Raw genomic sequence first — 26,867 nt, 5'->3', positions numbered from 1 at the left:
CAATGGTAAATGCTTCGTCCCGCTGCCTCCACAACCGGGTGGCGCGCGGCTGGCGAGCGTGCCGAGCGCAGCGAGGCCGCGCGCCATCCGCGCGAGGGATGAGCGAGGGAGCCTGCGACCGAGCGAATCGGCTGGGGAGGCGTGAGGGCGGTTACGGTGCTGTGCGGGTGGGACTGAAAGGGGCGAGGTGCTCGGCGAACCCCGGCGACGTGAGGACCGCAGGAACGAGGACCGCAACGAGCCGCGGGAGTCGAGCACCTCGGGGCTTTCTGGCGGTTCCCGGTGTCGAGGACTCCCAAGAGTGGCGGAGTGCTCCTGCCTTTCACACCGGAATCCGACTCACCAGCCACGACTCGACCACCAGCGAACGTGAATCCGTTCGCGCTCGGTTCCGAAACCTGTAAACGCGCCCGACGACCACGAAGGCACATGGAACTCACCGTCACGGAGAACCTCGAGCAGGAACTCCGCGTCGAGATCGCAGGCGAGGACCACACGTTCATGAACGTCCTCAAGGGCGCGCTGCTGGAGACGGAGGGCGTCGCCGCCGCGACCTACGACGTGAACCCCGAGCAGTCCGGTGGACAGACAGAACCCATCCTCACCGTCAAGACCGAGGACGGCGTCGACCCCATCGACGCGCTCCAGAGTGCGGCCCAGCGCGTCCAGGAGAAGACCGACGCGTTCCGTACCGCGTTCGAGCAGGCGGCGTAGCTCTCGCGGTTCTGCGACCCAGTTCTCACAGTCCCGTCAGCAGACAGCGTACGCAGCGTAGATTCGGCCATCGGGAGCGACGTGGACATCGACTGCGTGGGCGTCGTCGGCGTCCGTGAGCACCGACGAGCCCTCGATGTCGGCGACGAGCACGTCGAACAGCGCGCCCGCCGCGGCGGACTCGCTCTCGAAGTCGTCGACGGTCGCGCCGCCGCCGTCGGTCGAGCCGAGCAGGAAGATCGCGGGCTGGCAGTCCGGCGAGAAGTCACGGAGGCCGCCGACCACCCTGCCGCCGTCGTAGTCGCCGGCGACCTCGCGCTGGTTGGCGAACGTCGCCATGTCGGCGAGGGAGTCGTCCCGGGAGAGTTCGCCCGCGCCGCGCTCCGCCCGGTACTCATCTACGCGGTCCAGAATCCCCGACTCCACGTCGGAGAGGTTCAGCCCGCCGGCCTCGTCGGCGGAACCGGGGGCGTCGACGACGCGCGGGCCGTTCAGCGCCACGTCGAGGTCCTCCGGGAGCGGGACGACGCCGGTCGCGAACAGCGCGACGACGACCGCGACGACGAGGACGAACGGGAGCAGCGGCTTCGCGAGCTGTGCGTAGCCCGGCACCGCGGTCTCCGCGTCGATGTCGCTGTAGTCGGGGCGGCGCTGCTCGAGGTCCATCCCGCCACAGCGGGGGCAGGGCGGGTTGTTCTTCGCGGACTGGCGGCCGCAGTCTGGGCAGACCCAGACGAAGCCGGTGTACTCGCCGACCTCGCTCCCGCACTCGTCGCAGGGGGGCGAGGTCGACCGCGTGCCACACTCGTCGCACTCCCACGCCATCTACCAGTACGTTCGGTCGCGCAGGAAAGTAGTTGCCGGTGCGCGATGCGGCCGGGGCGTGCGGTTCCCAGCGAAGCCGTGCTCGCAGCGTGGCACGCTACAGCCGCACCGGCACGCCGTGCTCGTCGAGGTACGCCTTGACCTCCTCGATGGAGTACTCGTCGAAGTGGAAGATGGAGGCGGCCAGCGCGGCGTCCGCGCCGGCGTCGGTGAACACCTCGTACATGTCCTCCGGGCCGCCACAGCCCGACGAGGCGATGACCGGCGTGTCGACCGTGTCGCAGACCGCCTTCGTCAGCGGGATGTCGTAGCCGTCCTTCGTCCCATCGGCGTCGATGGAGTTGACGAACAGCTCGCCCGCGCCGCGCTCGGCGGCCTCCCGGGACCACTCGACCACGTCGCGCCCGGTGCCCTCGCGGCCGCCCTTGACCGTGCACTCGAACCAGCAGGACTCCCCGTCGACCTGCGCGTAGTGCTCGCCCTGCTCGTCGTAGCGCCGCCGGGCGTCCACGCTGATGACGATGCACTGGTTGCCGAACGAGCGTGCCCCCGCGTTGACAAGTTCGGGGTTCGCCAGCGCGCCCGAGTTGATGGAGACCTTGTCCGCGCCGGCGCGCAGCGTCTCCTTGATGTCCTCCGTGGTGCGGATGCCACCGCCCACGGTCAGCGGGATGAACACCTCGTCGGCGACCGCGCTCACCGTGTCGAGCATCGTCTCCCGGCCGTCCGCCGAGGCCGTGATGTCCAGGAAGACGAACTCGTCCGCGCCCGACTCGTTGTACCGGCGCGCCATCTCCACCGGGTCGCCCGTGTACGCCAGGTCCTCGAAGTTGACGCCCGTGTAGACCGCCGCGTTGCCGTCCTCGTCCAGGTCCACGTCGATGCAGGGGATGATTCGCTTCGTGAGTGCCATCTACTGTGTCGTGCTTTGGGCGTTGCGGGTTTGACCGTTTCGACGCCGTCATCCCTGTTGGTGGTTGTGTGGGCTGGAGTCGTGGGAAGTCTCTCTGGCTCGATAGTTCCGGGAGTTGCCGCCGTCGGCAACAGCCAGAACGCCCCCTCCCGCTCGGCTCCCGGGACCCCGCTGCGCTCCTCGTTCCTGCGGTGCTTGGCTGGCGAGACTCCTCCGTCGTCTCGCTGCTTCCCACTCGGTCGCTGGCGCTCCCTCGCGGGAACGGGCTCCGGGTTCGCCGACCGGTCGGCCCCTTTCAGTCCCACCCGACCGCAAACAGCACCGCACCTCACGCCTCCCCAGCCTCTTGCGCTCCTCAGTCGCTAGCGTTGTCAGAACGCTTCGCGTTCTGACTGCTTGCCAGACGCAGTCTGGCAACGTCCCCGGAAATCGGAGATTTCCGGTGGGCCCACGAGACGCGAGCGTCTCGTGACCGCTCCCTCCGGTGCCTGAGCGCTACGCGCTCAGACTCGCGAGAGCTTCGCTCTCGCGTCGCTCATCCCTCGCGCGGATGGCTCGCTGCCTCGCAGGGCTCGGCACGCTCGCCAGCCGCGCGCCATGCCGGCTGTTTCGGATCGGTTCGATAGTTTCAGGTAGGGCCTCGCACAACCACCTGCCATGAGCGAGGACACCGAGAGCGTCGAGGCGGACGCAACGGACGACCACGCGGACGACGCGCACGACGACCACGGGCACGGCAGCGACCACTCGGACGAGGAGCACGCGGGACGGGTCACGTCGCCGATGCAGGAGTTCGAGATGAGCCAGGTCGCGTTCGGTGCGGTCGTCATGCTCATCGGCGTCATCGTCACCATCGGGCTGCCGGTGCTGCTCTCCTGAGCCGACGCACGGTTCCTTCTCTCGCGGAGCAACGGTTAGGGGGCCGGCCGTCCCAGCAACCAGTATGGCGATCGACGGCCTCCACCACCTCGTCCTGCTGGTCGACGACATCCCCGCCGCCGAGGACTACTACCGCGACCTGTTCGACCTCGGCGTGCAGTTCCGCGAGGGGTACCGCGACGGCGAGCCAGGCACGGTCCCCGATCACCTCACGTGGCCCGAAGCCATCGAGGCCGGCATCGAGCCCACGATGTCCTTCCTCGGCCGGGACGAGTTCTTCCTCGCCGTCGCGGCCGACCCGGACGCCGTCGACGGCACCGGCCGCGTCGACCACGTCGCGCTCGCGGTCACCCACGCGACGTTCGAACTGGTCGCCGAGCGGGCCGAGGAACTGGGCGCGACGGTCGAGCGCAACGCCGACCACCACTGTGTGTTCGAGGACAGATACGGCGTCGAGTGGGAGCTGAACGCGAAGCCGCGGCCGCCGAACCGGGCGTTCGACGAGTTCGCGGTCTGAAGAATCGGGACGGTCGGGGCGGCGGCGCGGTCAGTAGTGCCAGTCGAACTTGGAGAAGTCCGGGTCGCGCTTCTCCACGAACGCGTCGCGGCCCTCCTGTGCCTCCTCGGTCATGTACGCGAGCCGGGTCGCCTCGCCGGCGAACGTCTGCTGGCCGACCAGCCCGTCGTCGGTCATGTTGAACGCGTACTTGAGCATCCGCATCGCCGTCGGTGACTTCCGGTTCATCTCTTCGGCCCACTCCAGGGCGACGTCCTCCAGCTCATCGTGGGGCACCACCTCGTTCACCATGCCCATGTCGGCGGCCTCCTGCGCGTCGTAGGTCTTCCCGAGGAAGAAGATCTCGCGGGCCTTCTTCTGCCCGACCTGCTTCGCCAGGTAGGCCGACCCGAAGCCGCCGTCGAAGCTCGCCACGTCCGGGTCGGTCTGCTTGAACTGCCCGTGCTCCTCGCTCGCGATGGTCATGTCGCAGACCACGTGCAGCGAGTGCCCGCCGCCCACCGCCCAGCCCGGCACCACACAGAGCACCGGCTTCGGGATGTGTCGGATGAGCCGCTGGACCTCGAGGATGTGCAGCCGGCCGCCCTTCGCCGCGCTCTCGCGGTCGGCGTCCTCGTCGCGGTACTCGTAGCCCTCGCCGCCGCGGACGGTCTGGTCGCCGCCCGAGCAGAACGCCCAGCCGCCGTCCTTCGACGACGGGCCGTTTCCCGTGAGCAGGACACAGCCCACGTCCGTCTGTCGCTTCGCGTGGTCCAGCGCGTCGTACAGCTCGTCCACCGTCCCCGGCCGGAAGGCGTTGCGCACGTCCGGCCGGTCGAACGCGATGCGGACCGTCCCGGACTCCGTCGCCCGGTGGTAGGTGATGTCGCGGTAGTCGCGGTCGATGGCCTCCCACCGCGCGGGGTCGAACAGTTCCGAAACCATGCACGGGGGTGGGGTCGGCCCCCGGAAATAGATTCGCTTCCACGGTCGAGACCCTCGTTTCGAGCGCGAACCTATCGACAGCAGGAACTGTTTTGGGCGTCCCGCCCCAACGTCGACCAACTTCGGGTCCCCCGACCGCATGACGGAGACGTTCTACGACGTGCTCGGTGTCGGTGCCGATGCCACACAGGAGGAGATAACCGAGGCCTATCGCGAGCGGGTCAAGGAGACGCATCCGGATCTGAACGACAGCGCGGACGCCGCCGACGAGTTCCAGCGCGTCGCCGAGGCCGAGGAGATCCTCTCGGACCCCGACGAGCGGGCGCGCTACGACCGGCTGGGGCACGCCTCCTACCAGCGGATGTTCGGGGACGCCGACGGCTGGGGGCGGACCGAGACCGACGACGGGAGCGACCCCGGCGATGCCGACGACGGGAGCCGCGAGCGGGCGTCCGGCGACGAACGCCGGAGCTGGGCCGACGGCACGTACGGCAACCGGAACCGCAGGCAGGAGTACCCGGGATCGGACCGCGAGGCGGCCGGCGAGGGGAACCGCACGAAGCGGAGCTACTACGTCGGCGACACCGGCGGCTCGGCCGGGGGCGCGAGCAGCGGCGCGACCTCGGCCTCGACCGACGGCGGCGCGACGGGGACGGGGTCGTCGTTCGACGGCGCGGCCCGACGGACGACGCGCGGGCAGGGCGAGCACGTCGCCGCCGACGAGGAGGCGGCCGACGACGAGTGGGACGGCTTCTCCGTCCACGACTGGGACGAGGAGGAGCTGGAGCAGGAGCCGGTTCGGGTCACGCTCTCCCAGCAGTCGCTGGTGCTCGCCGCGCTGACGTTCCTGATGTACCCGTTCCTGGCCTACGTCACCGTCTCACCGCAGCTGAACCTGTTCGTCAACGTCGTCATCGGTGGGTGTACGCTGCTGCTGCTCGGCTACCTGCTGACCATCCCACGTGTCGCGGTGGTGGGCTTCGGGGCGCTGAGCATCGGGCTGCCGTTCGTGCTCGCGTTCGTCGGGGTGAACCTGCTCGCGCCGATGAGCGTGTTCCTCGTCGGTGCCTGCGTCGTGCCGTTCTGGTACGCGATGGCGTTCAAGCACATCGTCGGCTGACTCAGAACCGGTCGGCGACGGACTCGGCGAGGCGGTCGCGGGCCCGGTGGCTCGCGCCGGCGTCGAACGGGACCTCGATCACCTGCGTGCCGTCCATCGCGAGTGACGCCCGGTAGGCGTCGCCGAACTCGGCCGGGCGGACCCGCTGGAAGGAGAGGTCGTAGAGGTCCGCCGTCGGCTCGAAGTCCAGCCCGTGCGGGGTGACGAACTGCTCGGTGAACGGCGGGTCGAACTCCTCGATGGGGAGCAGGTGGAAGATACCGCCGCCGTCGTTGTTCACGCAGACGACGGTCGCGTCGACCCCGCAGCGCGCCAGCGCGAGCAGGCCGTTCATGTCGTGGTAGTACGCGAGGTCGCCGGTGAGCACCACGAGTGGGTCGTCCGTCGCACTGCCCGCGCCGAAGCCCGTCGAGAGCACGCCGTCGATGCCGCTCGCGCCGCGGTTCGCCAGCACGGTGAGCTCCGCATCCCGCGGCGCGCCGAAGCGGTCGGCGTCCCGGACCGCCATCGAGTTCGAGACGAAGACGGTGGCGGGGTCGGGCGCGTCGGCGAGCACGCGGTGCGCGACGGCACCCTCCGGCGGCTCGTCGGCGAGGAACTCCGCGACGTGCTCCCAGTAGCGTGCTTCGGCGTCGGCGAGACGGTCGGCGAACGCGGGGTCAGCGGACGCATCCGCCGCCGCAGCCAGCCCGCGCGCCGTCTCCGTCGGGTCTGCGACGACGAGGTCGGAGCAGACGAACTCCGCGTCGCGCCACTCGCCCATCGGGTCGACGAGCACCTGCCGGGCGTCGGTGGCGGCGAGCGCCTTCCGCAGCGGCTTCGAGGTCGCCGAGGCCCCGAACCGCAGGACGAGGTCGGGGTCGACGTCGAGCGCGTGGACGTAGCCGTCGTAGCCGCCGAGGACGGTCGCATCGTCGGGATGGTCGCCGAATCGGACGCCGGAGAGCGGGTCCGCGAGGACGGGAAAGCCCGTGGCGGCGGCGAGCGCAGCCACGGCAGCCGGCCAGTCGTCGTCCGCCAGCGTCGTCGGGTCGGCGGGACCGGCGAGGATCAGTCCGGTGTCCGCGTCGGCGACCGCTGCCGCGAGTTCGCGCAGGTCCGCGTCGGCAAGGTCGGGGCGCCCCTGATGCCAGGTGACGTACGGCTCACCGTCACCCCGGCCAACCGCCGCCGCCTCGTCGCCCTCGTGCCAGTTCTCGGGGACGTCGCCCTCGATGGGCGTCGGCTCCAGCGGCTTGCGGAACGGGCAGTTCAGGTGGACCGGGCCGGCGTCGCTTCCCGTCGCCGCGGCGAGCGCCCGGCTGGCATCGGTGCGCAGGCGGCGGAGCTTCCGGGGCGCCGGCTCGGGCTCGGGCAGGTCGCGGTACCAGCGCACCGCGTCGCCGTAGAGCTTCTCCTGGTCGATGGTCTGGTTCGCGCCCGAATCGCGCAGCTCGGGTGGACGGTCCGCGGTCAGCGCGATGAGGGGCACGCGTGCCTGGTCCGCCTCGATGATGGCCGGGTGGAAGTTCGCCGCGGCGGTGCCTGAGGTGCAGACGAGCGCGGTCGGCTCGCCGGTCCGGCGGCCACGGCCGAGGGCGAAGAACGCCGCCGACCGTTCGTCCAGGTGCGAGAACGTCTCGACGTCGTCGTGGGCGTCGAAGGCGACGGTGAGCGGGGTGGACCGGCTGCCCGGCGCGATGCACGCTGCGGTGAGGCCGCCCGCGGCGAGCTCGTCGACCAGCGTCTCGGCCCAGAGGACGTTGCGGTTGGGGTACTCGCTCACGGCAGGGTCACTCGAGTTCGTCGAGCAGCGGGCGGTACTTCAGCTGGACCTCGTCCCACTCCTCCTGCGGGTCGGAGTCCGCGACGATACCGTTGCCGGCGAACAGCGTGGCGCTGCGGCCGCCGGCCAGCCCGGACCGGATGCCGACGAGGAACTCCCCGTCGCCGTCCGCGTCGAACCAGCCGATGGGGGCCGCGTACCAGCCGCGCTCGAACGTCTCGACGTCGCGGATCGTCTCCGCGGCGGCCTCGGGGGGGAGCCCGCCGACCGCGGGCGTGGGGTGCAGCGCGCCCACGATGTCGAGGACGTGCGTCTCGTGGTCCAGATCGACCGCGATGGGCGTCCGGAGGTGCTGGATGTTCGCCAGCCGCCGGACCGTCTGCTCGCCCTCGGAGACGTCGCCCAGCGGGGCGAGCTGGTCGCAGATGGCGTCGACGACGAGGCGCTGCTCGTGCTGTATCTTCTCGGACTCGACGAGCTCCGCGGCGAGGTCGGCGTCGGCCTCGGGCGTGCCGCCCCGGCCGACCGAGCCGGCGAGCGCCTCGGTCTCGACGTGGCGGCCCTCGCGCTTGACGAGTCGCTCCGGCGGTGCCCCCAGGAAGCCGGCCTCCTCCGTCGGCTGGACGAGGAATCGATAGCAGTTCGGGTACGTCCGCCGCAGCCGTTCGAGCACGTCCGGCAGGTCCACCTCGCCGGCGAGGTCGACCTCCAGCGCGCAGGCGAGGACCACCTTCTGCAGGTCGCCGGACTCGATGCGGTCGACGGCGTCGGCGACCTGTGCGGTCCAGTCCTCCTTCGAGGTCGGGCGTCGAACCCCGGTCACGCCCGGGCGGCTCCCCGCGGGGCGCATCTTCGGCAGTTCCGCGACGGCCGCGACCTCGCGGTCGAGGGCGGTCGCGACGTCCTCGGGGTCGGCACCGGGCTCGTACCGGTTCACGGTCAGCCACGTCCCGTCGTCGGTCCGCGTGAGCTGCACCTCGGGCAGGACGAACTCGGCGGCGGGGAAGCCGGTCCACGGCGGGTCGGGTTCGTGGTCGTCGAGGAAGGCGAACCCACCCACGAGTCGGGGTCGCGGCGCGTCGGAGTTGGAGCAGTCGGCGTCGGCGAACAGCCCCTCTGCGGCGGTCCGGACCGACTCGAACCGGTCGGTCCCGCTCGCCGTGAGCCGGGCCGCGACCCCCGCACCAGCCAGCTCCAGCCCCTCGTGGCTGGCCCACTGGAGGCGCGGCGGGTCCCGGGCGGCGAGGAACGCCCGGAAGGAGACGTCCGAGATGGGACGGCTCCGACTCACGAGGGTCGCGTCCTCGCGCGTCGCACCGGCGACGCTCGACTCGCTACCCACTCGTTCCATTGCCCCCAACTCAGGGGGCGGTCCTATAAAGGGTGTTCATTGCAACGCAACTAGCTGTACCGCTCTTCGTTCCAGGGATTCGCGGTGTTCGAGTACCCGCGACGTTCCCAGTAGCCGCGCTCGGGTTCGGTCAGGAACTCGACGCCGCAGACCCACTTCGCGCCCTTGTAGGCGTACTTGTGTGGCGTGACGACCCGGAGGGGGCCGCCGTGGTCCGGCGGGAGGTCGTCGCCGTCGAACTGCCAGGTGAAGAGCACCTCGTCGCGCATGCACTCCTCCAGGGGCAGATTCGTCGTGTAGTCGTCGAGCGCGGAGAACATGACGTGGGTGGCGTCGTCGTGGACGCCCGCGCGCTCGGCCAGTTCGGGGAAGGTGACGCCCTCGAACTCGCAGTCGAACTTCGACCAGCCGGTGACGCAGTGGAAGTCCTGGCGCTGTGTCACGCTCGGGAGGTTCCGGAACTCGTCGTAGTCGAAGCTGAGCTCGTTCTCGACCGCGCCGGAGACGCGGAACTCCCAGCTCTCGGGGTCGAACTTCGGCGTGTTCCCCTTCGAGAGCACGGGGAACTTCGAGGTCTCGCGCTGGCCCGGCGGAAGGCGGTCCTCGCCGTACTCCTCGTAGAGGTCCGTGACGTCGGTGACGCTCATACAGCGCTCTCGGTGGCCCGCGACCGTAGGGATGACGGAACCGACTCGACTGCCGAACCGGCGTTTCCACGACGGCGAGACCGCCCGACTGCACCCCCCTCGTCCGCTCCGGAATCGACCGGTCGTGCACGGGGGTCGCGCTCCCCGTCAGGCTTAAATACCACATCACCGAAGCCCCTACCACTGATGCCAAAGGTCGAAATCAACATCCCCGAACACCTCGAGATGCAGATCACCCAGATGGTAGAGCGGGGGGAGTTCGTGAACCGCGAGGAAGCCATCGAGGACCTCATCTCGACCGGGATCAAGGCCTACAAGACCAGTGGGCCGATCGACGACGACGAGCCCGGTGGTGGCGGCTACGAGGACGACGGGATGATGGGCCACGAGGACGAGTACGTCTTCTGAACGAGACCCGGGGCGCGTGGAACGGGGGTCGTTGTTCGTCAGTTCCACCGCGAGCGGCCGTGCTCGCCCGAAGTCGGCGGACTTTTGGGCCGCGCCTCGACACTCCGTCTCGATGACCGACGGGTCCCACACGCGGACGCTCGCGCTGGTCGCGGTCGGCGGCTTCGCCGGCGCGAACGCGCGCTGGGGCGTCGACGTCGCCCTCGCGGGCGTCCCCACGGGGCTCGCCGGCACGCTCGCGGCCAACGTCGTCGGCTGCGTGCTGCTCGGTTTCCTCGTCTCGCTCGACCGCGACCGCGTCCCCCGCCGGGTCCGCCTCGCCGTCGGCACCGGCTTCCTCTCCTCCTTCACCACGTACAGCACGTTCGTCGTCGGCGCGGCGACCAGCGCGCCGACCCTCGCGGTCGGCTACGTCGTCGCGACGTACGCGCTCGGGTTCGCGGGCGTCGGCGCCGGCCGGCTGGCCGCGGGCCGGTTCGAAGGCAGGGAGGTCCCCGCATGAACCTGCCAGCGCCGCTGCTCGTCGGGCTCGGCGGCGCGGTCGGCGCGATGGGGCGCCAGCTCGTCTCCGTCGCGCTCACTCGACGGGAGGAGGCCGTCCCACGGGGGACGTTCGCGGTGAACGTCGTCGGGAGCCTCGTCCTCGCCGCGCTCACCGCGGCCAGCCCGGGTGGAGACGTGGCACTGCTCGTCGGCACCGGCGCGTGCGGTGCGTTCACGACGTTCTCCTCGTTCGGCGTCGCGACCGTCGACCGGCTCGAACGCGGACGCTGGCTCGCCGCGGCGCTCAACGCGTTCGGGACGCTCGCAGCCTGTCTGCTCGCCGTCGTGGTCGGGTGGGGGGTCGGTGCCGGACTCTAGATGATGCTGAAGATGACGCCGAACAGCCCGATGGTGACGAGCAGGCGACCGACGCTGCCAGCGAAGGTCGCGAGCGCGAACTTCTTGTAGTCCCGCTCGAGCACCGCGAAGGCGTAGATGGAGAGCGTGTCGGGGAAGAAGGGGACGGAGAGCGCCATCGCGAGCCCGGCGTAGCCGTACCGACGGGCCAGCTCGACGGTCTTGTTCTCGGACCACTCGACGATGTTGAACCGGGAGTTCCGCAGGAACCGGACGACCGGGCCGGACTCCTTGGCCTCCTGGCCGATGTGGAACGCGAAGACGCTGCCGGCGGCCTTGCCAGCGCCGCTGACGACCATCACGACGGCGTACTCGGCGTAGCTCGGGAGCCCGAGTGCGAGCGTGCCGGTCCGGACCGGCGCGAGGACGACCTCGCTCGGGAGCGGCAGGATGAACGCGATGAGGAACGAGTAGATCGCGATGATGGCGAGCCCGATGACTCCGGAGGCGTTGCGCACGGCGTCCGCGAGGCCGCCGAGGTCGGGGTAGAACTCGGAGAGTGGCAGTCCGATGAACGGTTCGACCGACGCAAGCACGTCCAGAAGAGCGAGCGACGGGGTCGAGACGGGGGGCACTACCTCCGCCTCGGCGTCCCGTGGACCTAAGTGTTAATGTTCGCCGTGGGCTGGAGCCGGTCCACGTCGGCGACGAACGCCTCGAGCACGTCGCGGGTGACGTGGGGCATGCAGACGATGCGGAGCTTGCCGTCGGCGGTGCGGGAGACCCGCCAGTCCGCCTCGCGGAGCGACTCGAACAGCTCGTCGGACATCGGGACCGCGACGAGCGGCAGCTCGGGGTCGACCACGTCGAAGCCGCGGTCGGCGAGCTCGCGGGCGACCCACTCGGCGTTCGCCTGCGAGCGCTCGTACTGCTCGCGGTAGCCGTCGGGCCAGAGCTCCGCCATCGCCGCGGCCGCGCTGGCGACGCCGGCACCGGAGCGGGTGCCCGTCAACGTCGCCTGCTTCGCCGACTCCAGGTACGGTGTATCGACGGCGAGCGCGTCGAACAGCGATTCGTCGCGGGCGACCAGTCCGCCCGCCGGGATCGCCGCCTGCCCCATCTTGTGCGGGTCGATGGTCATCGTGTCGACGTCGGCGTGCCCGAAGTGCCACTCGTGGTCGGTGAACGGCAGGACGAAGCCGCCCCAGGCGGCGTCGACGTGACAGAGCGCGCCGACGTCGTTCGCGAGGTCCGCGAGCGCCGGGATGGGGTCGACCCGGCCGTACTCGGTCGTGCCCGCGACACCGACGACGAGCGCGGTGTCCTCGTCGCAGAAGCGTCGCACGGCGCCAACGTCGGCGGTCCAGTCCTCGGTGAGTGGGGCGACCCGGAGCTCCACCGAGAGCACGTCCGCCGCCTTCTGGAAGGAGAAGTGCGCGCTCTCGGGGACGACGACGTTCGGCGTGCTCGACACCGCCCGGTTGCGGGCGATGCGCACCGCCTGGATGTTCGCCTCGGTGCCACCGCTGGCGATGTAGCCCGCGGGGTCGTCGAGGCCGACGAGCTCGCCGAGCCCGGCGATGGCGTCGTCCTCCAGGTCCGCGACGGTCTGGTACGTCGCGGGGTCGCCGGGGTTCGTGGCGAGGAAGCGCGCTGCGGCCTCGCGTGCGACCGGGTGGGGTTCCGTACACATCGAGGAGAGGACCCGGTCGAAATCCTGTGGCTGGCCGCGCATGCCTCTATCTTCGGGTTGTGGAATTTAGGGGTTGCGTTCCCGGGTAGTTCCCGCCGACCGCACCGGCCGCCCGATAGATTCATTTCCATCACACGGCTACCGGGTGGAACGATGGGTGCCGTCCAGCGACTCCGTCGTCGGTTCGCGGCCGTGGAGGCCGCCTGCAACGAGCGACTGCCAGCGTCCCTGAAGATCGGATTCCTCACGCTGTACGCGCACACGGACCGCGGCGGGTCGCTCGTCGACCGCGTCGCGGAGCGCGGCCCCTGGCGGCGCTGGCACGACCTCGGTATCGGCGTCCTCGTCGCCTGCGGGCTCGGCGCGCTCGGGGCCGTCGGCTGGGTCGCCGTCGTCGCGCTGACGACCGACGTGCAGTCGACGGCCGCGAACGACCCGAACAACATGGTCGCCATCCCCGGCGTCAACGAGTTCATGCCGCTCGCGGCGGCGGGCTACGTCGTCCTCGGACTGCTCGTCGCGACCGTCGTCCACGAGGGCGGCCACGCGATATCGCTCCGGGTCGACGACCTTCCCATCGACGAGATCGGTGTCGCGCTGCTGTTCGGGATCGTCCCGCTCGCGGCGTACGTCAAGCCGACCGAGGCCGTCGACGACGCACCCGCCCGCGCCAGGCTCCGGCTGTTCGCCGCCGGCGTCGCCAACAACGTCGCCGTCACCCTGCTCGTCCTCTGTGGGTTCCTCGTCGTCGGACTCGGCAGCATCACGGACGCCTACCTCGTCTACTTCGGCTGGCTGTACACGGCCGCCGCGCCGCCGACGGCCGCCGACGTGACGAGCCTCGGCGTCGTCGTCAACTCGCTGTTCTGGGTGGGGTTCCTGAACGCGAACCTCGCGCTGTTCAACGCGCTACCGATCTGGCCGCTCGACGGCGGGAAGGTGTTCGGAATCGGCGTCGGAGAACTGGTCGGCGACGGAGCGACCGCACCGCGGTCGGTCGTTGCGGGTGCGAGCGTGGCGACCGCCGCGGTCGTCCTGCTCGCGCTGTTCGGGCCCTCGCTCTAGCGGACGGAGTCGAGGATGAGCTTCTGCTCGGTGCGCTTGACCTCGTGCTGGACGTCGCGCACGGCGTCGATGTTCGCGGAGATGCTGGAGATGCCGGTGTTGACGAGGTGCTGGACCATCTGTGGCTTGGAGCCGGCCTGCCCGCAGATGCTCGTCGCCACGTCGTGCTCGCGGCAGGTCTCGATGGTCTGGCTTATGAGTTCGAGGATGGCCGGGTGGAGCTCGTCGAAGCGGTCGGCGACGTTCTCGTTGTTCCGGTCGACCGCCAGCGTGTACTGCGTGAGGTCGTTCGTGCCGAAGGAGGCGAAGTCGATGCCCTCCTCGGCCATCTCGCCCACGGAGAGCGCGGCCGCCGGCGTCTCGACCATCACGCCCCAGCGGCGCTTGGCCGGGTCGATGCCCGCCTCCTCCATCAGCTGGCGGACCTGGAGCACGTCCTCGGCGTCGTTCACGAGCGGGATCATGATCTCGACGTTGTCGTAGCCCATCGAGAACAGGCGGCGGAACGCCTCGAGCTCGTGCTTGAACACCTCGGGACGGTCGAGGCTGCGACGGACCCCCCGGTAGCCGAGCATCGGGTTGTGCTCCTCGGGCTCGTCCTCGCCGCCGTCGAGCTGGCGGAACTCGTCGGTGGGCGCGTCGAGCGTGCGCACCCGGACCGGTCGCGGGTAGAACTCCTCGGCGACGCGCTGGACGCCGTCGATGATCTCCTCGACGTACGCCTCCTCGCCGTGGTCGGCGATGTAGCGCTCGGGCGTCTTGTTCGTCGAGAGGATCATGTGCTCCATGCGGAGCAGGCCGACCCCGTCAGCGCCGGTCGCGGCGGCGCGCTCGGCGGCCTCCGGGATGGAGACGTTGACCTTCACCTCGGTCGCGGTCATCGGCTTCACGGGCGCCTGCGGGCGGACCTCCTCGACGGGCTCGCGCTCCTCGTCGGTCTGGGTCTTGCCCTCGCGGATGGTCCCCTTGTCGCCGTCGAGCGTGATCATCTGGCCGTCCGAGAGCGTCGTCGTGGCGTCGCCCGCGCCGACGACGGCCGGGACGCCGAGCTCACGGGAGACGATGGCCGCGTGGCTCGTCATCCCGCCCTCGTCGGTGACGATGCCGGCGGCACGCCGCATCGCGGGCACCATGTCCGGCGTCGTCATCTCGGTGACGATGATGTCGCCCTCGCCGACCTTGTCGAGCTGGTCGAGCTTCTTCACGATGCGTGCCCGGCCGGAGGCGATGCCCGGGCTGGAGCCCAGCCCGCGGACGATCACGTCGTCGCTCCCGCCGCCGTCGGTCGCGCTCGCCTCGCCCGGCGTCTCGCTGTCGATGTCCGGGTCGACGCGCGTCTCGTCGGCCTCGCCCACGTCTCCCTCCGCGATGGTGGTGATGGGGCGGGACTGGAGCATGTACACGTCGCCGTCGACGATGGCCCACTCCACGTCCTGGGGCGTCTCGTAGTGCTCCTCGACGGTGATGCCGAGCTCGCGCAGCTCGGCGAGCTCCTCGTCCGAGAGGACCCGCGCCTCGCGCTCGTCGCTCGGCACGTCGACCTCTGCGGTCTTGCCCGTCTCCGGGTCCTTGATCATCTTGACCTTCTTGTCGGCGACGGTCACCTCCTCGACGTCGCCGGACTCGCGGTCGAGGTGGTAGTTGTCCGGGGAGACGCTGCCGGAGACGACGGCCTCGCCGAGCCCCCACGCGGCCTCGATGATCATCGTCGCCGCACCCGTCGACGGGTGGCTGGTGAACATCACGCCCGACTTCTCGGCGTCGACCATCTGCTGGACGACGACCGCGATGTTCACGTCGTCGTGAGCGAAGCCCTGCTGGGTCCGGTAGTAGATGGCGCGCTGGGTAAAGAGCGACGCCCAGCACTCCCGGACGCGCTGGAGCAGGTCCTCCTCGGTGACGTTGAGGAACGTCTCCTGCTGGCCCGCGAAGGAGGCGTCGGGGAGGTCCTCAGCGGTCGCGGAGGAACGCACCGCGACGAACGCCTCGCCGTCGCCGACGTGACTGTACGCCTCGAGGATCTCCTCGCGCAGCTCGTCGGGGAAGTCGGCTCCCAGGATGAGTTCGCTCGCGCGCGCCTCGGCCTCGGCGAGCGCCTCGGTGTCGTCGACGTCGACGTCGACCGCCTCGAACAGTTCCTCGTCGATGCCTGCCGCCTCGATGAACTCCCGGTACGTCTCAGCCGTGACGACGAACCCGGGCGGCACGGGGAGCCCGGCGCCTGTGAGTTCGCCAAGGGACGCCCCTTTGCCACCGACCGATTCCAGGTCGTCGGCGCGGATGTCGTCCAGCCAGAGTACTGCCATTCGTATGCGGAGACACCCCGGCACGGTAAAAGAAGATTCCGGGAACGGGTGGTCGATTCTGACTCGGTGTCGAGTGAACGTTCGTGCAGTGGGGCAAGTGTTGCCAGCGTCGACCCGCCGGTGGCCGGGGGCAGCTGCTGGCGTTGTGGCGCCGACGGCGACGGTGTTCGACCCGAACGCAGCCGAGACACCTGAGCGGAACGACAACGACCGGCGCGTGCACAGCCTGACCGACCGGGACGGGTCCGCTTCCGACACCGGAGCCCCCCGAACCCGAAAGAAACACCCACCCGGGCGTCGACACCAGGACCATGGAGTACGAGAAACCGCTCTTCTTCGAGATCATGTCCTACGCGGTCCACGCCGACCGCGACGTGGTCGACATGGTCAGCGGGAACCCGGACTGGGAGCCACCCGAATCCCTGCGCGATGGCCTGCGCGAGTACGCCGACTTCGACCAGTCGGAGTTCCAGTACGCGCCCTCGGAGGGGCTGCGCGACCTGCGCGAGGAGATCGCCGCGCGCCGCGGCGTCGACGAGTCGCAGATCGTCGTCACGAACGGCGGCGGCGAGGCGAACTACCTCGCGATGGCCCGGGCGCTCGAACGCGGTGCGGGCGACGAGGTCATCCTCACCGACCCCGTCTATCCCTACTACCCCGGCAAGACGTCGATGCTCGGCGGGGAACAGCGGTTCGTCCCGACCGAGCCCGACGGCACCCTCGACCCCGACGCCGTCCGCGCGGCGGCGAGCGAGGACACCGCCTGCATCGTCGTCAACTCGCCGAACAACCCCACCGGCGCGGTCTACCCCGAGGAGACCATCCGCGAACTCGTCGCCATCGCCGAGGAGAACGACGCCATCCTCGTCAGCGACGAGGTGTACGACCACTACGACCGCTCCGGCCGGTTCACCAGCGCGCTGTCGGTCGACTCCCCCAACCGCATCGTCACGAACTCGTTCTCGAAGACGTTCGCCATCACCGGCTTCCGCGTCGGCTACGCGGTCTTCCCCGAGGACCACGTCGAGGCCGCGAAGGCCCGCCACATGCTCGTCAACGTCGCCACCACGCGCCCGGGCCAGCACGCCGTCCTCCACGCGCTCCGGCACACCGACCCGGCGTACCACGAGGCGAACCGCCAGCTCCTCGCCGACCGCGTCGACGCCTTCACCGACGCACTCGACGAGGCCGGCGCGGAGTACACCGACCCCGATGGCGCGTTCTACGTCATGGCCCGGTTCGACGGCTACCCCGGCACCATCGAGAACACGAAACAGCTCATCGACGACGCCGGTGTCGCCGGGATGCCCGGCGAGGCCTTCGGCGACGCGTTCGACGACTGGTTCCGGTTCGCGCTCGTGACGCCCCGGGTCGAGGAGGCCGCGGATCGGCTCGCAGAGCGGTTCGGGTGAGGAGTACGTAGTGTAGCGGAACTCTGTTTCTGGCGATGCTGAAGAATCAACCGGCTGGCGCGCGGCTGGCGAACGTGCCGAGCGCAGCGAGGCCGTTCGCCGACGCTCGTGCGAGGGATGAGCACCGCAGCGGAGCGAGGAGCGCAATCGGCTGGGGAGGTGTGAGGTGCGGTGCGGTTGCGGTGGGCGGGACTGAAAGGGGCCGACCGCTCGGCGAACCCGGGCCCCGCAAGCACCGCAGGAACGAGGAGCGCAGCGCGGGTCCCGGGAGCCGAGCGGGAGGGGGCTTTCTGGCTGTTCCCGGCACCGGTGATTTCAAACTGTACTTCACGACATCCGACCACACGAACTCTCGAGAATATTGATAGCGGGACCGATTAGTACACAAGTCGTCGGGCGATACGCCCGCACATGAGCGACATCAGCGTCGACCCGGTCGACGAGGTCGAGGACGCCGACGACGCGAGCGGGGACCACGCCGAGGAGACAATCCACCCGGCCGACGGCATCGAGGTCGACGCGGTGGAAGAGAATCTCGACGAGGCGACGACGGACGCGCTGGACGGCGTCGACGCCCCCGAGTACGTGCTGTACGGCGGGAAGGGCGGCGTCGGCAAGACGACGATGGCGGCCGCGACCGGCCTCGCCAGCGCGACCGACGGCACGCGGACGCTCGTCGTCTCCACGGACCCGGCGCACTCGCTGTCGGACACGTTCGAGACGGAGATCCCGGCCGAGCCGACCCGTATCCGCGAGGACATCCCGCTGTTCGCTGCGGAGATCGACCCCGAGCAGGCGATGGCGGAGGGCGAGGCGCTGTTCGGCGGTGCTGGCGCGGGAGGGGACGACGCGGCCGACGGCCCCTTCGGCGACGAGGCGGGTGGCGCAGGGCCGATGGCCGGCGACGACGCGATGGGCCAGGGACCGATGGGCGGCCTCGGCGACATGCTCGGCGGCGACGGCGAGGACCCGATGAGCTCGATGTTCGGCGGGGCGATGCCCGGCGCGGACGAGGCCGCCGCGATGCAGCTCTTCCTCGAATATCTGGACGACCCACGCTTCGACCGGGTCGTCGTCGACACCGCGCCGACCGGCCACACGCTCCGGCTGCTCGAACTCCCCGAGGTCATGGACACGATGGTCGGCCGCATCGCCAAGCTGCGCGAGCGACTCGGCGGGCTGATGGGCGGGCTCGGCGGGATGTTCGGCGGCGGCGACGACGCGAGCCAGCAGTCCCCGGACCTCGACGAACTCGCCGATAGAATCGAGCGCCTCCGCGCCGTCCTGCGCGACCCGGCGCAGACCGACTTCCGAATCGTCATGGTGCCCGAGGAGATGAGCGTCTTCGAGTCGCGCCGGCTGCGCGCACAGCTCGCCGACTTCGAGATTCCGGTGGGCACCGTCGTCGTCAACCGGGTGATGGAGGACCTCGCCGACGTGACCGACGCGGTCGACGCCGACGAGTTCGTGAAGCCGAACCTCGCCGACTGCGAGTTCTGCCAGCGCCGCTGGGACGTCCAGCAGTCCGCGCTGGCCGAGGCACAGGAGCTGTTCCGCGGGACCGACGTGCGACGCGTCCCGCTGTTCGCCGACGAGGTGCGCGGAGAACGGATGCTCAGAATCGTGGCCGCCTGTCTGGACTGACGGCGCCCCAGACGGGAACCGCCCGGCCGTTCAGGGCCGCCCTACGCCGGCTCCGGGTCGAACACCGTGGTGTCCTCGGGGCCCTGGACGTCGATGACCGCGAGGCAGCCCTTTCTGGCTACGCGGCTCAGGGCGTGGTCGACGAGCTTGACCGGGCCGGGCACCGGGAACGACATCGTCGCGATGCACGACGACCCCGGCAGCACGGGCGTCGTCTGGACGAACCGGTCGGGCTGGCTCGCGATGGCACCCTGCTCCCAGACCTCGTCCCAGACGCTGCCGATGGGGTGGAACGCCGACGTGAGGTTCGGGCCGCCGACGGCGTAGAACAGCCGGACGGTCTCGCCGGTGTTCACCTGCATCTCGTCGTAGCCCTGCGGGCCGATGGCGTACTTCTCGCCGTTCATCAGCACGTACGTCGGCTCCTCGGCGGCCATGGCCGCGAAGTCGAACTCGTGGTGGCCCTCCTCGCCGGCGGCGCCGGTCGTGTAGAGCTCGTGCTGACCGAGGTAGAACTCGTGGTCGACTTCCGGCAGGCCTTCCTCGGGTTCGACGACGATGAGGCCGAACATCCCCGCGGAGATGTGGTAGTCGACGTTCGCGACCGCGCAGTGGTAGACGAACGCGCCGGGGTAGGTGACCTGGAACCGCAGCCGCGCCTCCTCGCCGGGCGCGACCGTCGTCGCCTCGGCCCCGCCGCCGGGGCCGCGGCACGCGTGGAAGTCGACGTTGTGGACCATCGAGTTCTCCTCGTTGTTGCGGATGGTGAGGTCGACGGTGTCACCGACGCGCGCCCGGACCATCGGGCCCGGAATCTGCCCGTCGAAGGTCATGTACGTGAACGTGACGCCGGGCTCGACCTCGGCGGTGACCTCGGTCGTCTCCATCTCGACCTCGATCGTCGCGGGTTCCGTCCGCGTGATGGGTGCCGGGATGTCCCGCGGGTCGGCCGCGACGCGGTCGACGTCGACCGACGCGGCCGGCGAGAGCGACGCCGGACTCTCCATCTCGTTCTCCACGACCGAGAGGTCGTCGTGCTGACTGCCGATGGTACAGCCCGCGAGCGCCGCCGCGCTACCGACACCGACCGCCTGCAGGAACGTCCGTCGAGAGGTGCTGGAACTCATGGTTTACAGCCTAACAGAAAACATACGTTCGCATATATACCGAGACCAATTCTCCAGTTTTGGGAAACCTAAAACGGTGTTTATACCAGATACGCGTCTATTCGTGCATGGACAATTCACAGCCACAAACCGACGTCGACCGCCGGACCGTCCTCCGAGGGGTCGGGACCCTCGCGGCGGGAGCCGCCCTCGCCGGCGCAGCCGCAGCGCCCACGCGGGCACAGGAGTCGCCCGGGCTCGCGGCGTGGTTCGAGGACGTCGACAACTTCGACGGGCTCGTCGACGCACGGGGCGAGAGCGAGGTGTCGGTCGCCGTCGGCTCGCCAGGCAACGGCGGCGCGTTCGGCTTCGGCCCGGCGGCGGTCCGCGTCGACCCGGGCACCACGGTCGTCTGGGAGTGGACCGGCGAGGGCGGGATGCACAACGTCGCGGCGACCGACGGCGCGTACGAGAGCGAGCTCCTCACGGCCGGCGGCGAGACGTTCGAGCACACGTTCGCCGACGCCGGCGTCAGCACGTACGTCTGCACGCCCCACGAGGCGATGGGGATGAAGGCCGCGGTCGTCGTCGGTGACGTCCCCGTCGACATCGGGCTCGGCGGCCTCGTCGAGGTCGAGCCGGACTACGGCGACTGGTTCGACGGCGTCGAGAACTACGCCGGCACCGTCGACATGCGCGGGCAGGACGAGGTGACCATCGCGGTCGGTGCAGCGGGCAACGGCGGCAACCACGCCTTCGAGCCCGCTGCGGTCCGTGTCGATCAGGGCACGACCGTCGTCTGGGAGTGGACCGGCGAGGGTGGCGCACACGACGTCCAGGACAGCGACGGCGTGTTCGCCAGCGAGCCGACCGACGTCGCCGGCGCGACGTACTCGCTCGCGTTCGACGGGGACGGCATCAGCACCTACGCCTGCACCAGCGGGGCCAGCGACGCGATGCGCGGGGCCGTCGTCGTCGGCGAGCCCGAGGCCGGTGTCGTCCACGTCAGCGAGACGTCGCTGCTCGTCGGTGGACTGCTGGGGACCGCACTCGCCTTCCCGCTCGCGCTCATGGCGTTCCTGCTCGCGACCGGCGAGGGGGACGAAGGCGGTGTGGTCCACGCACCGGGCGGGAACGTCCCGGCGGAGCGGCGGGACCGCCGTCGCTGAGCGACCGGCTACCGCTCCCTGTCCACGACGACCACCCGCAGGTCGTTCACGTTCGTCCCGGTCGCGCCCGTTCTCGGTACCGCGTTCCGCTCCTCCAGGTAGCCGAGGCTATCGTTGTCCGCGAGGGCGGCCCGCGCCGCCCCTTCGTCGGTCACCGTCGCCCCGTCGACGAGTGCCCCTGCGGCGTCGGTCGAGCCGTCGCGACCGTCGGTGTCCACGGCGGCCACAGCCACATCGTCGGTCCCTCGCAGGGCCAGCGCCGCCGCCAGCCCGAACTCCAGGTTCGGTCCGCCGATGCCGTCGCCACCGACGCTGACGGTGCATTCGCCGCCGGAGAGCAGCACCGCCGGCGGTCGGACGGGCCGACCGGTCGCGCTTGCCTCGCGAGCGACGGCGGCGTGGAACCGGCCGGCCTCGCACGCCTCGCCCTCGATGCAGCTCGACAGGACGAGCGGTTCGTAGCCACGCTCGCGGGCCTCGGTTGCGGCCGCCGAGAGCGCCGTCTCCGCGTTCGCCAGCACGTGGTAGTCGGCGCGGTCGAACGCCGGGTCGTCGGCGCGGGGTGTCTCCGGCTCCGTCCCGTCGACGCCACGCTGGAGGTGCTCGCGGACGGCCGGCGCATCGACCTCGTACCGGTCCAGCACGGCGAGCGCGTCGGTGTACGTCGTCGAATCCGGCGCCGTCGGCCCGCTCCCGACGACGGAGGGGTCGTCGCCGACGACGTCGGAGACGGCGAGGGTCACGAGTCGGGTCGGTGCCCCCGCGCCGGCGAGCCGGCCGCCCTTCACCGCCGAGCAGTGCTTCCGGACCGCGTTGAGCTCGTCGATGGAGGCACCCGAATCGAGCAGGTCGCGCGTCGCACCCGCGAGGTCGTCGACGGTGAGGGCGCCGGCGGGCAACGTCAGCAGCGCGCTCGCGCCGCCGGTGAGCGCGACGAGCACCAGCGCGTCCGCGGGTGCGTCGGCGACGCAGTCCCGGATTCGACGGGCCGCGTCGACGTTCCGGTCGGTGGGGACGGGATGGTCGCCGACGCAGACGTCGACCGGCCCCGCGTCGGCCGGTTCGTCCGCGACGACGACACCGCCGTCGACGCGGCCGTCGAGCACATCGACCAGCGCCGCCGCCAGCCGACCCGCACCTTTGCCCGCCCCGACGAGGCGCACGGTCGAGAAGGAGTCGAGGTCGTCGGTGGCGTCACCGCCCGCAGCCGGGGAGACTACCAGCGTCCCGTCCACGACGCGCACGTGGTCCGCGACGACGCGTTCAGGGAGCGCAGCCTCGATGCCCGCCGCGACACAGGAGAGCGCGGTCTCGCGGGCGGGCGTCGTCGCCAGTTCGTCGTGGTTCTCGATGGACACGGTTCTCCCCCCGTCTCGCACGGTCCTACGTGGCGAAGCGCCGGACGAGTCCGACGACGACGTCCCGGATCCGGTCCGGCAGGTAGCGCGCGAGCAGGCCGTACTTCGCGACGACGCCGACGGGATATCGGGTCGCGGGGTCGGTGCTGCTGGCCGCGTTGAGGATGACCGCGGCGACCTCGGTGGGCGAGACCGAGAGCGGGCCGTCGCCCGCGACGAGGCTCGCGTCCTCGAAGATCTCGTAGAGGTCGTCGTACGCCTCCGACCGCGGCAGGTCGTCGACCTCGCTGTCGGCGCGGTCGCCGAACTCGGTCGCCACCGGGCCGGGCTCGACCACGACGACCTCGACGTCGAACTCCCGCAGCTCGCTCCGGAGCGCGTCGCTCATCGCCTCGACCGCGAACTTCGAGGCCGAGTAGACGCCGGTACCGGCGACCGAGAGTTTGCCGGAGACGCTGGAGACGTTGACGAACGTGCCGTCCTCGGCCTCGCGCATGTGCGGCGCGGCGGCACGGACGAGCCGGTGGGGGCCGTAGACGTTCACGTCGAACTGCTCGTGGACCTTCTTCGTCGGCACGTCCTCGATGGGGCCCAGCTGCGCGTAGCCGGCGTTGTTCACCACGCAGTCGATGTGGCCGGCCTCGTCGACGATGCGGTCGACGACGCGTTCGACCTGCCCGCGGTCGGTCACGTCGAGCTCGGCGGTCTTGCAGCCGATGTCGGCGAGGTCGGCGAGGTCGTCCTCGTCGCGGGCCGTCGCGTACACCAGCCAGCCCTCGGAGCGGAACGCCTTCGCGGTCGCACGGCCGATACCGGAGGAACAGCCGGTGATGAGCACGGTCTCCAGCGTCGGTTCCGGTCCCGACGACGCCTCCTCGTCCGCCGTCGCGCTCGCCCCCTCGGGCGAGTCGGCGGCCTCGTCTCCTGTCATGGTCCGGCGTTCACCCGGGAGGTACCTAAGTGTCGATGGTTCGTTTCACGTCGGCGGCGTGCGCGTCGGCCAGCCGGGTCGGCTCGGGGAGCTTGTAGCCCGCCGCGGTTGCGAGCGTCCAGTCCGCCGCCGTCTCGGCGCTCACGCGGTGGCCGGGACTGACGTACAGCGGGTTGACGTGACGGTTCGGGGAGTCGTACTGCTTCGTCTGCACGGCGTAGCCGATCCGCGTGCCGGCGGGCGCGTCGACGTCCCCGTCGGCGTCGATGCCGACGCGCTCGCCGGCCCGGAGGCCGTCGGTCGACCGTTCCGGCGTCCCGCAGAGCAGGTTCTTCGCGACGCCGACGCTCGGGACGTCGAGCACGACGCCGATGTGGGTCGCGAGCCCGGCCTGCCGGAAGTGGATGCGCCCGCTCCCGTCGAACAGCACGCAGTCGGGCTCCGTCTCCAGCTCCTCGAACGCGGCGAGGATGGGGTTGCCCTCGCGGAACGAGAGCAGCCCCGGGATGTACGGGATGGAGAGCGGCGAGACGGCGTGGGCGCGCTCGACGACGCTCCCGCCGCGGGTGACGACGATGGCGCTCACCGCGCGGTCGTCGAGGAACGCCTGGTCGACGCCCGCGACGAGCGGCCCGGTATCGCTGCCGACGGCGTCGCTGTCGAAGTCGAAGTCGTCCTCGAAAACCGCGGCCGCGGCGATGTCGCGCTGCTGGGCCTCCATCTCCGCGCGGGAGGCCCCGGGGTCCGGGACGAACTCGGTCCGCATCTCAGAACGGGCCTCTGCCGCCACCGCCGCCGCGACGGCCGCCGCCGAGACTCGTCTCCCGGGGGAGGCTCACCTTGTCCTTCACGTACTGGCCGTACAGCAGGCCGAGCACGAGGCCGAACAGGTGGGCCGCGTGGGCGACGTTCGCCTGTCCCGGCAGGGCGATGCCCGCGCCGATGATGCCGGTGACGCTGATGAGCGCGTACAGCGCGGTGAGCACCCAGATGGGCGTCGGGATGATGAAGTAGATGAGCACGGTGAGGTTCGGCCGGATGACCGTCAGCACGCCCATCAGCGCGAGCGCGGCCCCGGAGGCCCCGTACAGCGCCGTCGGCGTGCCCGTCGCGATGGCGAGGCCGATCTGTCCGAGGCCCGCGAGGATACCGCTGCCGAGGAACAGGAAGATGTAGTCGCGGCTCCCGACGTACTCCTCGACCAGTCGGCCGAAGAAGAATATCACGATGCTGTTGCCGGCGATGTGGTAGAGGTCCGGCGCGTGGGAGAAGATGGAGGTGAACCATGCCCAGACGTACTCCGGGTGCTCGCTCTGGAGCGTGAAGATGTCGTACCAAAGCGTGGTGCCCCGGTCGATACCTAGGACGCTCGGCAAGATAACGTACTGTAGCGCCAACGTCACCCACATCAGTCCGAGGAACACGTACGTCATGTTCCCCCGGAAGTACGCGAGCGGGCCACCGCGGCGGAACGGGTCGGCGGTGATGCCGCTCAGCACGCCGCCGTCGCTGCCGCTCGACGTGTCCGTCGTCTCCTCGGCCCAGACGCCCTGCGGGTCGTCCCACTGCAACCCGGGACAGTCGTGGTTCTCGGGCAGCCGGTGGGTGCCACAGAACTTCCCGCCACACCGGTTGCAGGTGTACGGCATGTTCGTCTCGTCGCCGCACTCGTCGCAGTTGGCCATTGGTCGCCCGTACGAACACGGACGGCAAAGGGGTTGGGATTCCGACGCACGCCGCCAGTGTGGCCACTGGTGGGGTATCGGTCAGCCCGCACCAGCCGTCGCTCTCGGTCGATGGTGCGTCAGGAAGGGGTGAATCGTAGCCGGCGATGCTGTGGACGTCGCCGGCCGACGAACGGTCTCTGGAACCGTTCCGGGATTGGATCAGTCTCGATCCGGTCGAAGTGCCTGATCGACCGCCATGTCGTTCTCGATGGCGGGCGGTGCCGGGGCGAACATGCGTTCGAGACGGTCGCCAACCGTCCGTGCGCGCGCCGCGTCCTCGACCGGGGTGGCCGGGTTCGCGGCGTACGCGAGCAGTTCGGCCCGCAGACGCCAGCCCTCGAACTGTGTGAACGAACGCACGCCAGCTTCGAGTTTCTTCGCGGTCTCGAGTGCCCACCACGGCTGGGGCGCGTGGGGCGACTCGCTGTCGTCCGTCAGCGCGGCCAGCGCGACGTGGTGGACGACCCACTCCTCGGCCCGTGAGAGGTCGAGGCGGGTCGGGTTCGTCTGGGTGCGGGTTCGGTTCGTGGTCGACATGGCGTGACTGGGGAGTTCGTATCCCCTACATTCTGGATGTCCCCGTACCCACATGAAGGTGTCAACGAGTTCGGGTGTCGTTTCGAGTCTCGATTCGTGTGTCGAACTCGTCTGCTAGAACAGGTTTCAGTGTCTTCTTCGTGGGAGTTGCCTGGACCACGAACAGCCAGAAAGCCCCGGCGGGATACGCTCCCGCGACTTGCTGCGCTCCTCGTTCCTGCGGTGCTTGCTGCGTCGGGGTTCGCGTAGCCCGCCGCCCCTTTCAGTCCCACCCGACCGCACCGCACCTCACCCCTCCCCAGCCTCCTGCGATGCTCGCTGCTCCACGGCTCGCTGGCGCTCGCCGTTCCGCGTGGAGACGCTCCCTGGCGGTCGCGTCTCCCTCCCGCTGCGCTTCTCGTCCCTCGCGCGCTGGAGGCTCGACGTGCTCGCTGCGCTCGCACAGTCTCGCCAGCGCGCGCCGGTGGTGAAAGGTTTACACTGGAAGTAAACCTCGCTCCCCGATCTGACCTGCGTGCCGATGCTCGAAGCCCGTCAGCGTGGGAGTTTTTGGTGCCACGGGCCCGACACGGGAGTGTGAAAGCGTACGAACGGAAGCAACTGCTCGCGCGGGTCGAGCGCGAGGGCTCGACGGTGGGCGCGTCGATCCCCGAGCGCATCGACGTGCAGGGCGAGACCATCGACCTGCAGTCGTTCGTCTTCGAGATCAAGCGCCGGGACACCATCCCGTCGGGCGAGCGCGAGCGCGTGCAGCAGGCGAAGAAGAACCTGCGGCGCGAGCGGCTCCAGCGCAAGCAGCGCATCGAGAACGACTGGGCCGACATGAGCTGGGCGGAGGGCGAGGAGCTCGTCGAGGCCATCGTCGGGCTCGACCGCGCGCTGAACGCACTGGAGAGCCTCGGCCCGACGGACATCGAGGCCGAGGCCGACGCGCAGGACGCCGCGGACAAGAAGCGCTGGATGAACTTCCTGAAGAAGGCCCTCGGCCACGAGGGCGGCGGCCCACGGATCTGACC

27 protein-coding genes are annotated in these 26,867 nt (G+C 70.3%); 12 read left to right on the top strand and 15 right to left on the bottom strand.

The window, feature by feature from the left end; translation table 11 throughout:
- Positions 1–429: 429 nt before the first annotated feature.
- Positions 430–714, top strand: a complete 285-nt coding sequence (locus ACSG06_RS14895) for a DNA-directed RNA polymerase subunit L (protein WP_440991066.1) — start codon at positions 430–432, stop codon at positions 712–714.
- A gap of 36 nt (positions 715–750) precedes the next feature.
- Here the strand turns inward: ACSG06_RS14895 and ACSG06_RS14890 are convergent, their stop codons facing one another.
- Positions 751–1,539, bottom strand: a complete 789-nt coding sequence (locus ACSG06_RS14890) for a hypothetical protein (RefSeq protein ID WP_440991065.1) — start codon at positions 1,537–1,539, stop codon at positions 751–753.
- A gap of 97 nt (positions 1,540–1,636) precedes the next feature.
- The gene (gene hisF, locus ACSG06_RS14885; protein WP_440991064.1) at positions 1,637–2,452 is read right to left on the bottom strand and encodes an imidazole glycerol phosphate synthase subunit HisF; all 816 of its coding nucleotides are present in this window, start codon (positions 2,450–2,452) and stop codon (positions 1,637–1,639) included.
- A 657-nt stretch (positions 2,453–3,109) separates the two neighbouring features.
- Here hisF and ACSG06_RS14880 point away from each other — a divergent pair.
- Together ACSG06_RS14880 and ACSG06_RS14875 are read left to right on the top strand one after the other, a co-directional pair.
- Positions 3,110–3,331 (top strand): DUF7550 family protein, encoded by a 222-nt coding sequence (locus tag ACSG06_RS14880; protein WP_440991063.1) that lies wholly within the window; start codon positions 3,110–3,112, stop codon positions 3,329–3,331.
- Positions 3,332–3,395: 64 nt separating this feature from the next.
- Positions 3,396–3,848, top strand: coding sequence for a VOC family protein (locus tag ACSG06_RS14875; protein WP_440991062.1), 453 nt, complete (start codon positions 3,396–3,398; stop codon positions 3,846–3,848).
- A 30-nt stretch (positions 3,849–3,878) separates the two neighbouring features.
- On the opposite strand, the gene ACSG06_RS14870 is transcribed toward ACSG06_RS14875, so the two are convergent.
- The gene (locus tag ACSG06_RS14870) at positions 3,879–4,772 is read right to left on the bottom strand and encodes a 1,4-dihydroxy-2-naphthoyl-CoA synthase (protein ID WP_440991061.1); all 894 of its coding nucleotides are present in this window, start codon (positions 4,770–4,772) and stop codon (positions 3,879–3,881) included.
- A 139-nt stretch (positions 4,773–4,911) separates the two neighbouring features.
- Between ACSG06_RS14870 and ACSG06_RS14865 the strand changes: the two genes are divergently transcribed.
- Complete coding sequence (locus ACSG06_RS14865) at positions 4,912–5,892, top strand: J domain-containing protein (protein WP_440991060.1); 981 nt, start codon at positions 4,912–4,914, stop codon at positions 5,890–5,892.
- Between the two features lies 1 nt (position 5,893).
- Here ACSG06_RS14865 and menD read toward each other — a convergent pair whose 3' ends face one another.
- Genes menD through ACSG06_RS14850 form a run of 3 tightly spaced genes read right to left on the bottom strand, consistent with a single transcriptional unit; the run spans position 5,894 to position 9,655 of the window.
- Positions 5,894–7,657 (bottom strand): 2-succinyl-5-enolpyruvyl-6-hydroxy-3-cyclohexene-1-carboxylic-acid synthase, encoded by a 1,764-nt coding sequence (gene menD, locus ACSG06_RS14860; protein ID WP_440991059.1) that lies wholly within the window; start codon positions 7,655–7,657, stop codon positions 5,894–5,896.
- Between the two features lie 7 nt (positions 7,658–7,664).
- Positions 7,665–9,008: an isochorismate synthase gene (locus ACSG06_RS14855; RefSeq protein ID WP_440991058.1), complete on the bottom strand. Its 1,344-nt coding sequence runs from the start codon at positions 9,006–9,008 to the stop codon at positions 7,665–7,667.
- 50 nt (positions 9,009–9,058) lie between these two features.
- Complete coding sequence (locus ACSG06_RS14850; protein WP_440991057.1) at positions 9,059–9,655, bottom strand: sulfite oxidase-like oxidoreductase; 597 nt, start codon at positions 9,653–9,655, stop codon at positions 9,059–9,061.
- 186 nt (positions 9,656–9,841) lie between these two features.
- Between ACSG06_RS14850 and ACSG06_RS14845 the strand changes: the two genes are divergently transcribed.
- The 3 genes from ACSG06_RS14845 (at position 9,842) to crcB (ending at position 10,924) form a co-directional block, all read left to right on the top strand.
- The gene (locus ACSG06_RS14845) at positions 9,842–10,063 is read left to right on the top strand and encodes a ribbon-helix-helix domain-containing protein (protein ID WP_256298835.1); all 222 of its coding nucleotides are present in this window, start codon (positions 9,842–9,844) and stop codon (positions 10,061–10,063) included.
- 112 nt (positions 10,064–10,175) lie between these two features.
- Positions 10,176–10,565, top strand: coding sequence for a fluoride efflux transporter FluC (locus ACSG06_RS14840; protein ID WP_440991056.1), 390 nt, complete (start codon positions 10,176–10,178; stop codon positions 10,563–10,565).
- The gene (crcB, locus tag ACSG06_RS14835) at positions 10,562–10,924 is read left to right on the top strand and encodes a fluoride efflux transporter CrcB (RefSeq protein WP_440991055.1); all 363 of its coding nucleotides are present in this window, start codon (positions 10,562–10,564) and stop codon (positions 10,922–10,924) included. The genes ACSG06_RS14840 and crcB overlap by 4 nt, the downstream gene beginning before the upstream one ends.
- On the opposite strand, the gene ACSG06_RS14830 is transcribed toward crcB, so the two are convergent.
- On the bottom strand, positions 10,921–11,475 hold the full coding sequence (locus ACSG06_RS14830; protein ID WP_440991437.1) for a YqaA family protein: 555 nt from the start codon (positions 11,473–11,475) through the stop codon (positions 10,921–10,923). The genes crcB and ACSG06_RS14830 overlap by 4 nt on opposite strands.
- 89 nt (positions 11,476–11,564) lie before the next feature.
- Positions 11,565–12,638 carry a tyrosine decarboxylase MfnA gene (mfnA, locus tag ACSG06_RS14825; protein WP_440991054.1) on the bottom strand — a complete coding sequence of 358 codons (1,074 nt, stop codon included), beginning with the start codon at positions 12,636–12,638 and terminating at the stop codon, positions 11,565–11,567.
- A gap of 111 nt (positions 12,639–12,749) precedes the next feature.
- On the opposite strand from mfnA, the gene ACSG06_RS14820 reads away from it, so the two are divergent.
- The gene (locus ACSG06_RS14820) at positions 12,750–13,661 is read left to right on the top strand and encodes a site-2 protease family protein (protein ID WP_440991053.1); all 912 of its coding nucleotides are present in this window, start codon (positions 12,750–12,752) and stop codon (positions 13,659–13,661) included.
- On the opposite strand, the gene ppsA is transcribed toward ACSG06_RS14820, so the two are convergent.
- Entirely contained in the window at positions 13,658–15,967 is a 2,310-nt protein-coding gene (ppsA, locus tag ACSG06_RS14815) for a phosphoenolpyruvate synthase (protein ID WP_440991052.1), read from the bottom strand. The two genes, ACSG06_RS14820 and ppsA, sit on opposite strands and share 4 nt — an antisense overlap.
- Before the next feature lie 311 nt (positions 15,968–16,278).
- Here ppsA and ACSG06_RS14810 point away from each other — a divergent pair, with 311 nt between their 5' ends.
- Positions 16,279–17,379, top strand: coding sequence for a pyridoxal phosphate-dependent aminotransferase (locus ACSG06_RS14810; RefSeq protein WP_440991051.1), 1,101 nt, complete (start codon positions 16,279–16,281; stop codon positions 17,377–17,379).
- A gap of 411 nt (positions 17,380–17,790) precedes the next feature.
- Entirely contained in the window at positions 17,791–19,023 is a 1,233-nt protein-coding gene (locus ACSG06_RS14805; protein WP_440991050.1) for an ArsA family ATPase, read from the top strand.
- Positions 19,024–19,064: 41 nt separating this feature from the next.
- Here the strand turns inward: ACSG06_RS14805 and nirK are convergent, their stop codons facing one another.
- Positions 19,065–20,150: a copper-containing nitrite reductase gene (gene nirK / locus ACSG06_RS14800; protein ID WP_440991049.1), complete on the bottom strand. Its 1,086-nt coding sequence runs from the start codon at positions 20,148–20,150 to the stop codon at positions 19,065–19,067.
- 107 nt (positions 20,151–20,257) lie between these two features.
- Between nirK and ACSG06_RS14795 the strand changes: the two genes are divergently transcribed.
- Positions 20,258–21,298 (top strand): halocyanin domain-containing protein, encoded by a 1,041-nt coding sequence (locus ACSG06_RS14795; protein WP_440991048.1) that lies wholly within the window; start codon positions 20,258–20,260, stop codon positions 21,296–21,298.
- Between the two features lie 8 nt (positions 21,299–21,306).
- Here ACSG06_RS14795 and ACSG06_RS14790 read toward each other — a convergent pair whose 3' ends face one another.
- From ACSG06_RS14790 to ACSG06_RS14770, 5 genes are all read right to left on the bottom strand, one after another.
- Complete coding sequence (locus tag ACSG06_RS14790) at positions 21,307–22,656, bottom strand: glycerate kinase type-2 family protein (protein ID WP_440991047.1); 1,350 nt, start codon at positions 22,654–22,656, stop codon at positions 21,307–21,309.
- A 25-nt stretch (positions 22,657–22,681) separates the two neighbouring features.
- Entirely contained in the window at positions 22,682–23,587 is a 906-nt protein-coding gene (locus ACSG06_RS14785; protein WP_440991046.1) for an SDR family oxidoreductase, read from the bottom strand.
- A 25-nt stretch (positions 23,588–23,612) separates the two neighbouring features.
- The gene (locus ACSG06_RS14780; RefSeq protein WP_440991045.1) at positions 23,613–24,353 is read right to left on the bottom strand and encodes an endonuclease V; all 741 of its coding nucleotides are present in this window, start codon (positions 24,351–24,353) and stop codon (positions 23,613–23,615) included.
- Position 24,354: 1 nt separating this feature from the next.
- Positions 24,355–25,272 (bottom strand): rhomboid family intramembrane serine protease, encoded by a 918-nt coding sequence (locus ACSG06_RS14775; RefSeq protein WP_440991044.1) that lies wholly within the window; start codon positions 25,270–25,272, stop codon positions 24,355–24,357.
- 201 nt (positions 25,273–25,473) lie between these two features.
- The gene (locus ACSG06_RS14770) at positions 25,474–25,851 is read right to left on the bottom strand and encodes a DUF7853 family protein (protein ID WP_440991043.1); all 378 of its coding nucleotides are present in this window, start codon (positions 25,849–25,851) and stop codon (positions 25,474–25,476) included.
- 576 nt (positions 25,852–26,427) lie between these two features.
- On the opposite strand from ACSG06_RS14770, the gene ACSG06_RS14765 reads away from it, so the two are divergent.
- Positions 26,428–26,865, top strand: a complete 438-nt coding sequence (locus ACSG06_RS14765; RefSeq protein ID WP_440991042.1) for a DUF5788 family protein — start codon at positions 26,428–26,430, stop codon at positions 26,863–26,865.
- The last annotated feature ends 2 nt before the right edge of the window (positions 26,866–26,867 follow it).

This window comes from Haloarchaeobius baliensis, assembly GCF_052060055.1.
Classification (GTDB): domain Archaea; phylum Halobacteriota; class Halobacteria; order Halobacteriales; family Natrialbaceae; genus Haloarchaeobius; species Haloarchaeobius baliensis.
Note: the sequence above shows the minus strand (reverse complement) of the source record. Positions and strands in the feature narration are given on the sequence as shown.

What these genes read in the sequence shown, in the direction of transcription:
- ACSG06_RS14895 (WP_440991066.1), top strand. Translation starts at nt 430, where the DNA reads ATGGAACTCACCGTCACGGAGAACCTCGAGCAGGAACTCCGCGTCGAG.
- ACSG06_RS14890 (WP_440991065.1), bottom strand. Translation starts at nt 1,539, where the DNA reads ATGGCGTGGGAGTGCGACGAGTGTGGCACGCGGTCGACCTCGCCCCCC.
- hisF (WP_440991064.1), bottom strand. Translation starts at nt 2,452, where the DNA reads ATGGCACTCACGAAGCGAATCATCCCCTGCATCGACGTGGACCTGGAC.
- ACSG06_RS14880 (WP_440991063.1), top strand. Translation starts at nt 3,110, where the DNA reads ATGAGCGAGGACACCGAGAGCGTCGAGGCGGACGCAACGGACGACCAC.
- ACSG06_RS14875 (WP_440991062.1), top strand. Translation starts at nt 3,396, where the DNA reads ATGGCGATCGACGGCCTCCACCACCTCGTCCTGCTGGTCGACGACATC.
- ACSG06_RS14870 (WP_440991061.1), bottom strand. Translation starts at nt 4,772, where the DNA reads ATGGTTTCGGAACTGTTCGACCCCGCGCGGTGGGAGGCCATCGACCGC.
- ACSG06_RS14865 (WP_440991060.1), top strand. Translation starts at nt 4,912, where the DNA reads ATGACGGAGACGTTCTACGACGTGCTCGGTGTCGGTGCCGATGCCACA.
- ACSG06_RS14855 (WP_440991058.1), bottom strand. Translation starts at nt 9,008, where the DNA reads ATGGAACGAGTGGGTAGCGAGTCGAGCGTCGCCGGTGCGACGCGCGAG.
- ACSG06_RS14850 (WP_440991057.1), bottom strand. Translation starts at nt 9,655, where the DNA reads ATGAGCGTCACCGACGTCACGGACCTCTACGAGGAGTACGGCGAGGAC.
- ACSG06_RS14845 (WP_256298835.1), top strand. Translation starts at nt 9,842, where the DNA reads ATGCCAAAGGTCGAAATCAACATCCCCGAACACCTCGAGATGCAGATC.
- ACSG06_RS14840 (WP_440991056.1), top strand. Translation starts at nt 10,176, where the DNA reads ATGACCGACGGGTCCCACACGCGGACGCTCGCGCTGGTCGCGGTCGGC.
- crcB (WP_440991055.1), top strand. Translation starts at nt 10,562, where the DNA reads ATGAACCTGCCAGCGCCGCTGCTCGTCGGGCTCGGCGGCGCGGTCGGC.
- mfnA (WP_440991054.1), bottom strand. Translation starts at nt 12,638, where the DNA reads ATGCGCGGCCAGCCACAGGATTTCGACCGGGTCCTCTCCTCGATGTGT.
- ACSG06_RS14820 (WP_440991053.1), top strand. Translation starts at nt 12,750, where the DNA reads ATGGGTGCCGTCCAGCGACTCCGTCGTCGGTTCGCGGCCGTGGAGGCC.
- ppsA (WP_440991052.1), bottom strand. Translation starts at nt 15,967, where the DNA reads ATGGCAGTACTCTGGCTGGACGACATCCGCGCCGACGACCTGGAATCG.
- ACSG06_RS14810 (WP_440991051.1), top strand. Translation starts at nt 16,279, where the DNA reads ATGGAGTACGAGAAACCGCTCTTCTTCGAGATCATGTCCTACGCGGTC.
- ACSG06_RS14805 (WP_440991050.1), top strand. Translation starts at nt 17,791, where the DNA reads ATGAGCGACATCAGCGTCGACCCGGTCGACGAGGTCGAGGACGCCGAC.
- nirK (WP_440991049.1), bottom strand. Translation starts at nt 20,150, where the DNA reads ATGAGTTCCAGCACCTCTCGACGGACGTTCCTGCAGGCGGTCGGTGTC.
- ACSG06_RS14795 (WP_440991048.1), top strand. Translation starts at nt 20,258, where the DNA reads ATGGACAATTCACAGCCACAAACCGACGTCGACCGCCGGACCGTCCTC.
- ACSG06_RS14785 (WP_440991046.1), bottom strand. Translation starts at nt 23,587, where the DNA reads ATGACAGGAGACGAGGCCGCCGACTCGCCCGAGGGGGCGAGCGCGACG.
- ACSG06_RS14780 (WP_440991045.1), bottom strand. Translation starts at nt 24,353, where the DNA reads ATGCGGACCGAGTTCGTCCCGGACCCCGGGGCCTCCCGCGCGGAGATG.
- ACSG06_RS14775 (WP_440991044.1), bottom strand. Translation starts at nt 25,272, where the DNA reads ATGGCCAACTGCGACGAGTGCGGCGACGAGACGAACATGCCGTACACC.
- ACSG06_RS14770 (WP_440991043.1), bottom strand. Translation starts at nt 25,851, where the DNA reads ATGTCGACCACGAACCGAACCCGCACCCAGACGAACCCGACCCGCCTC.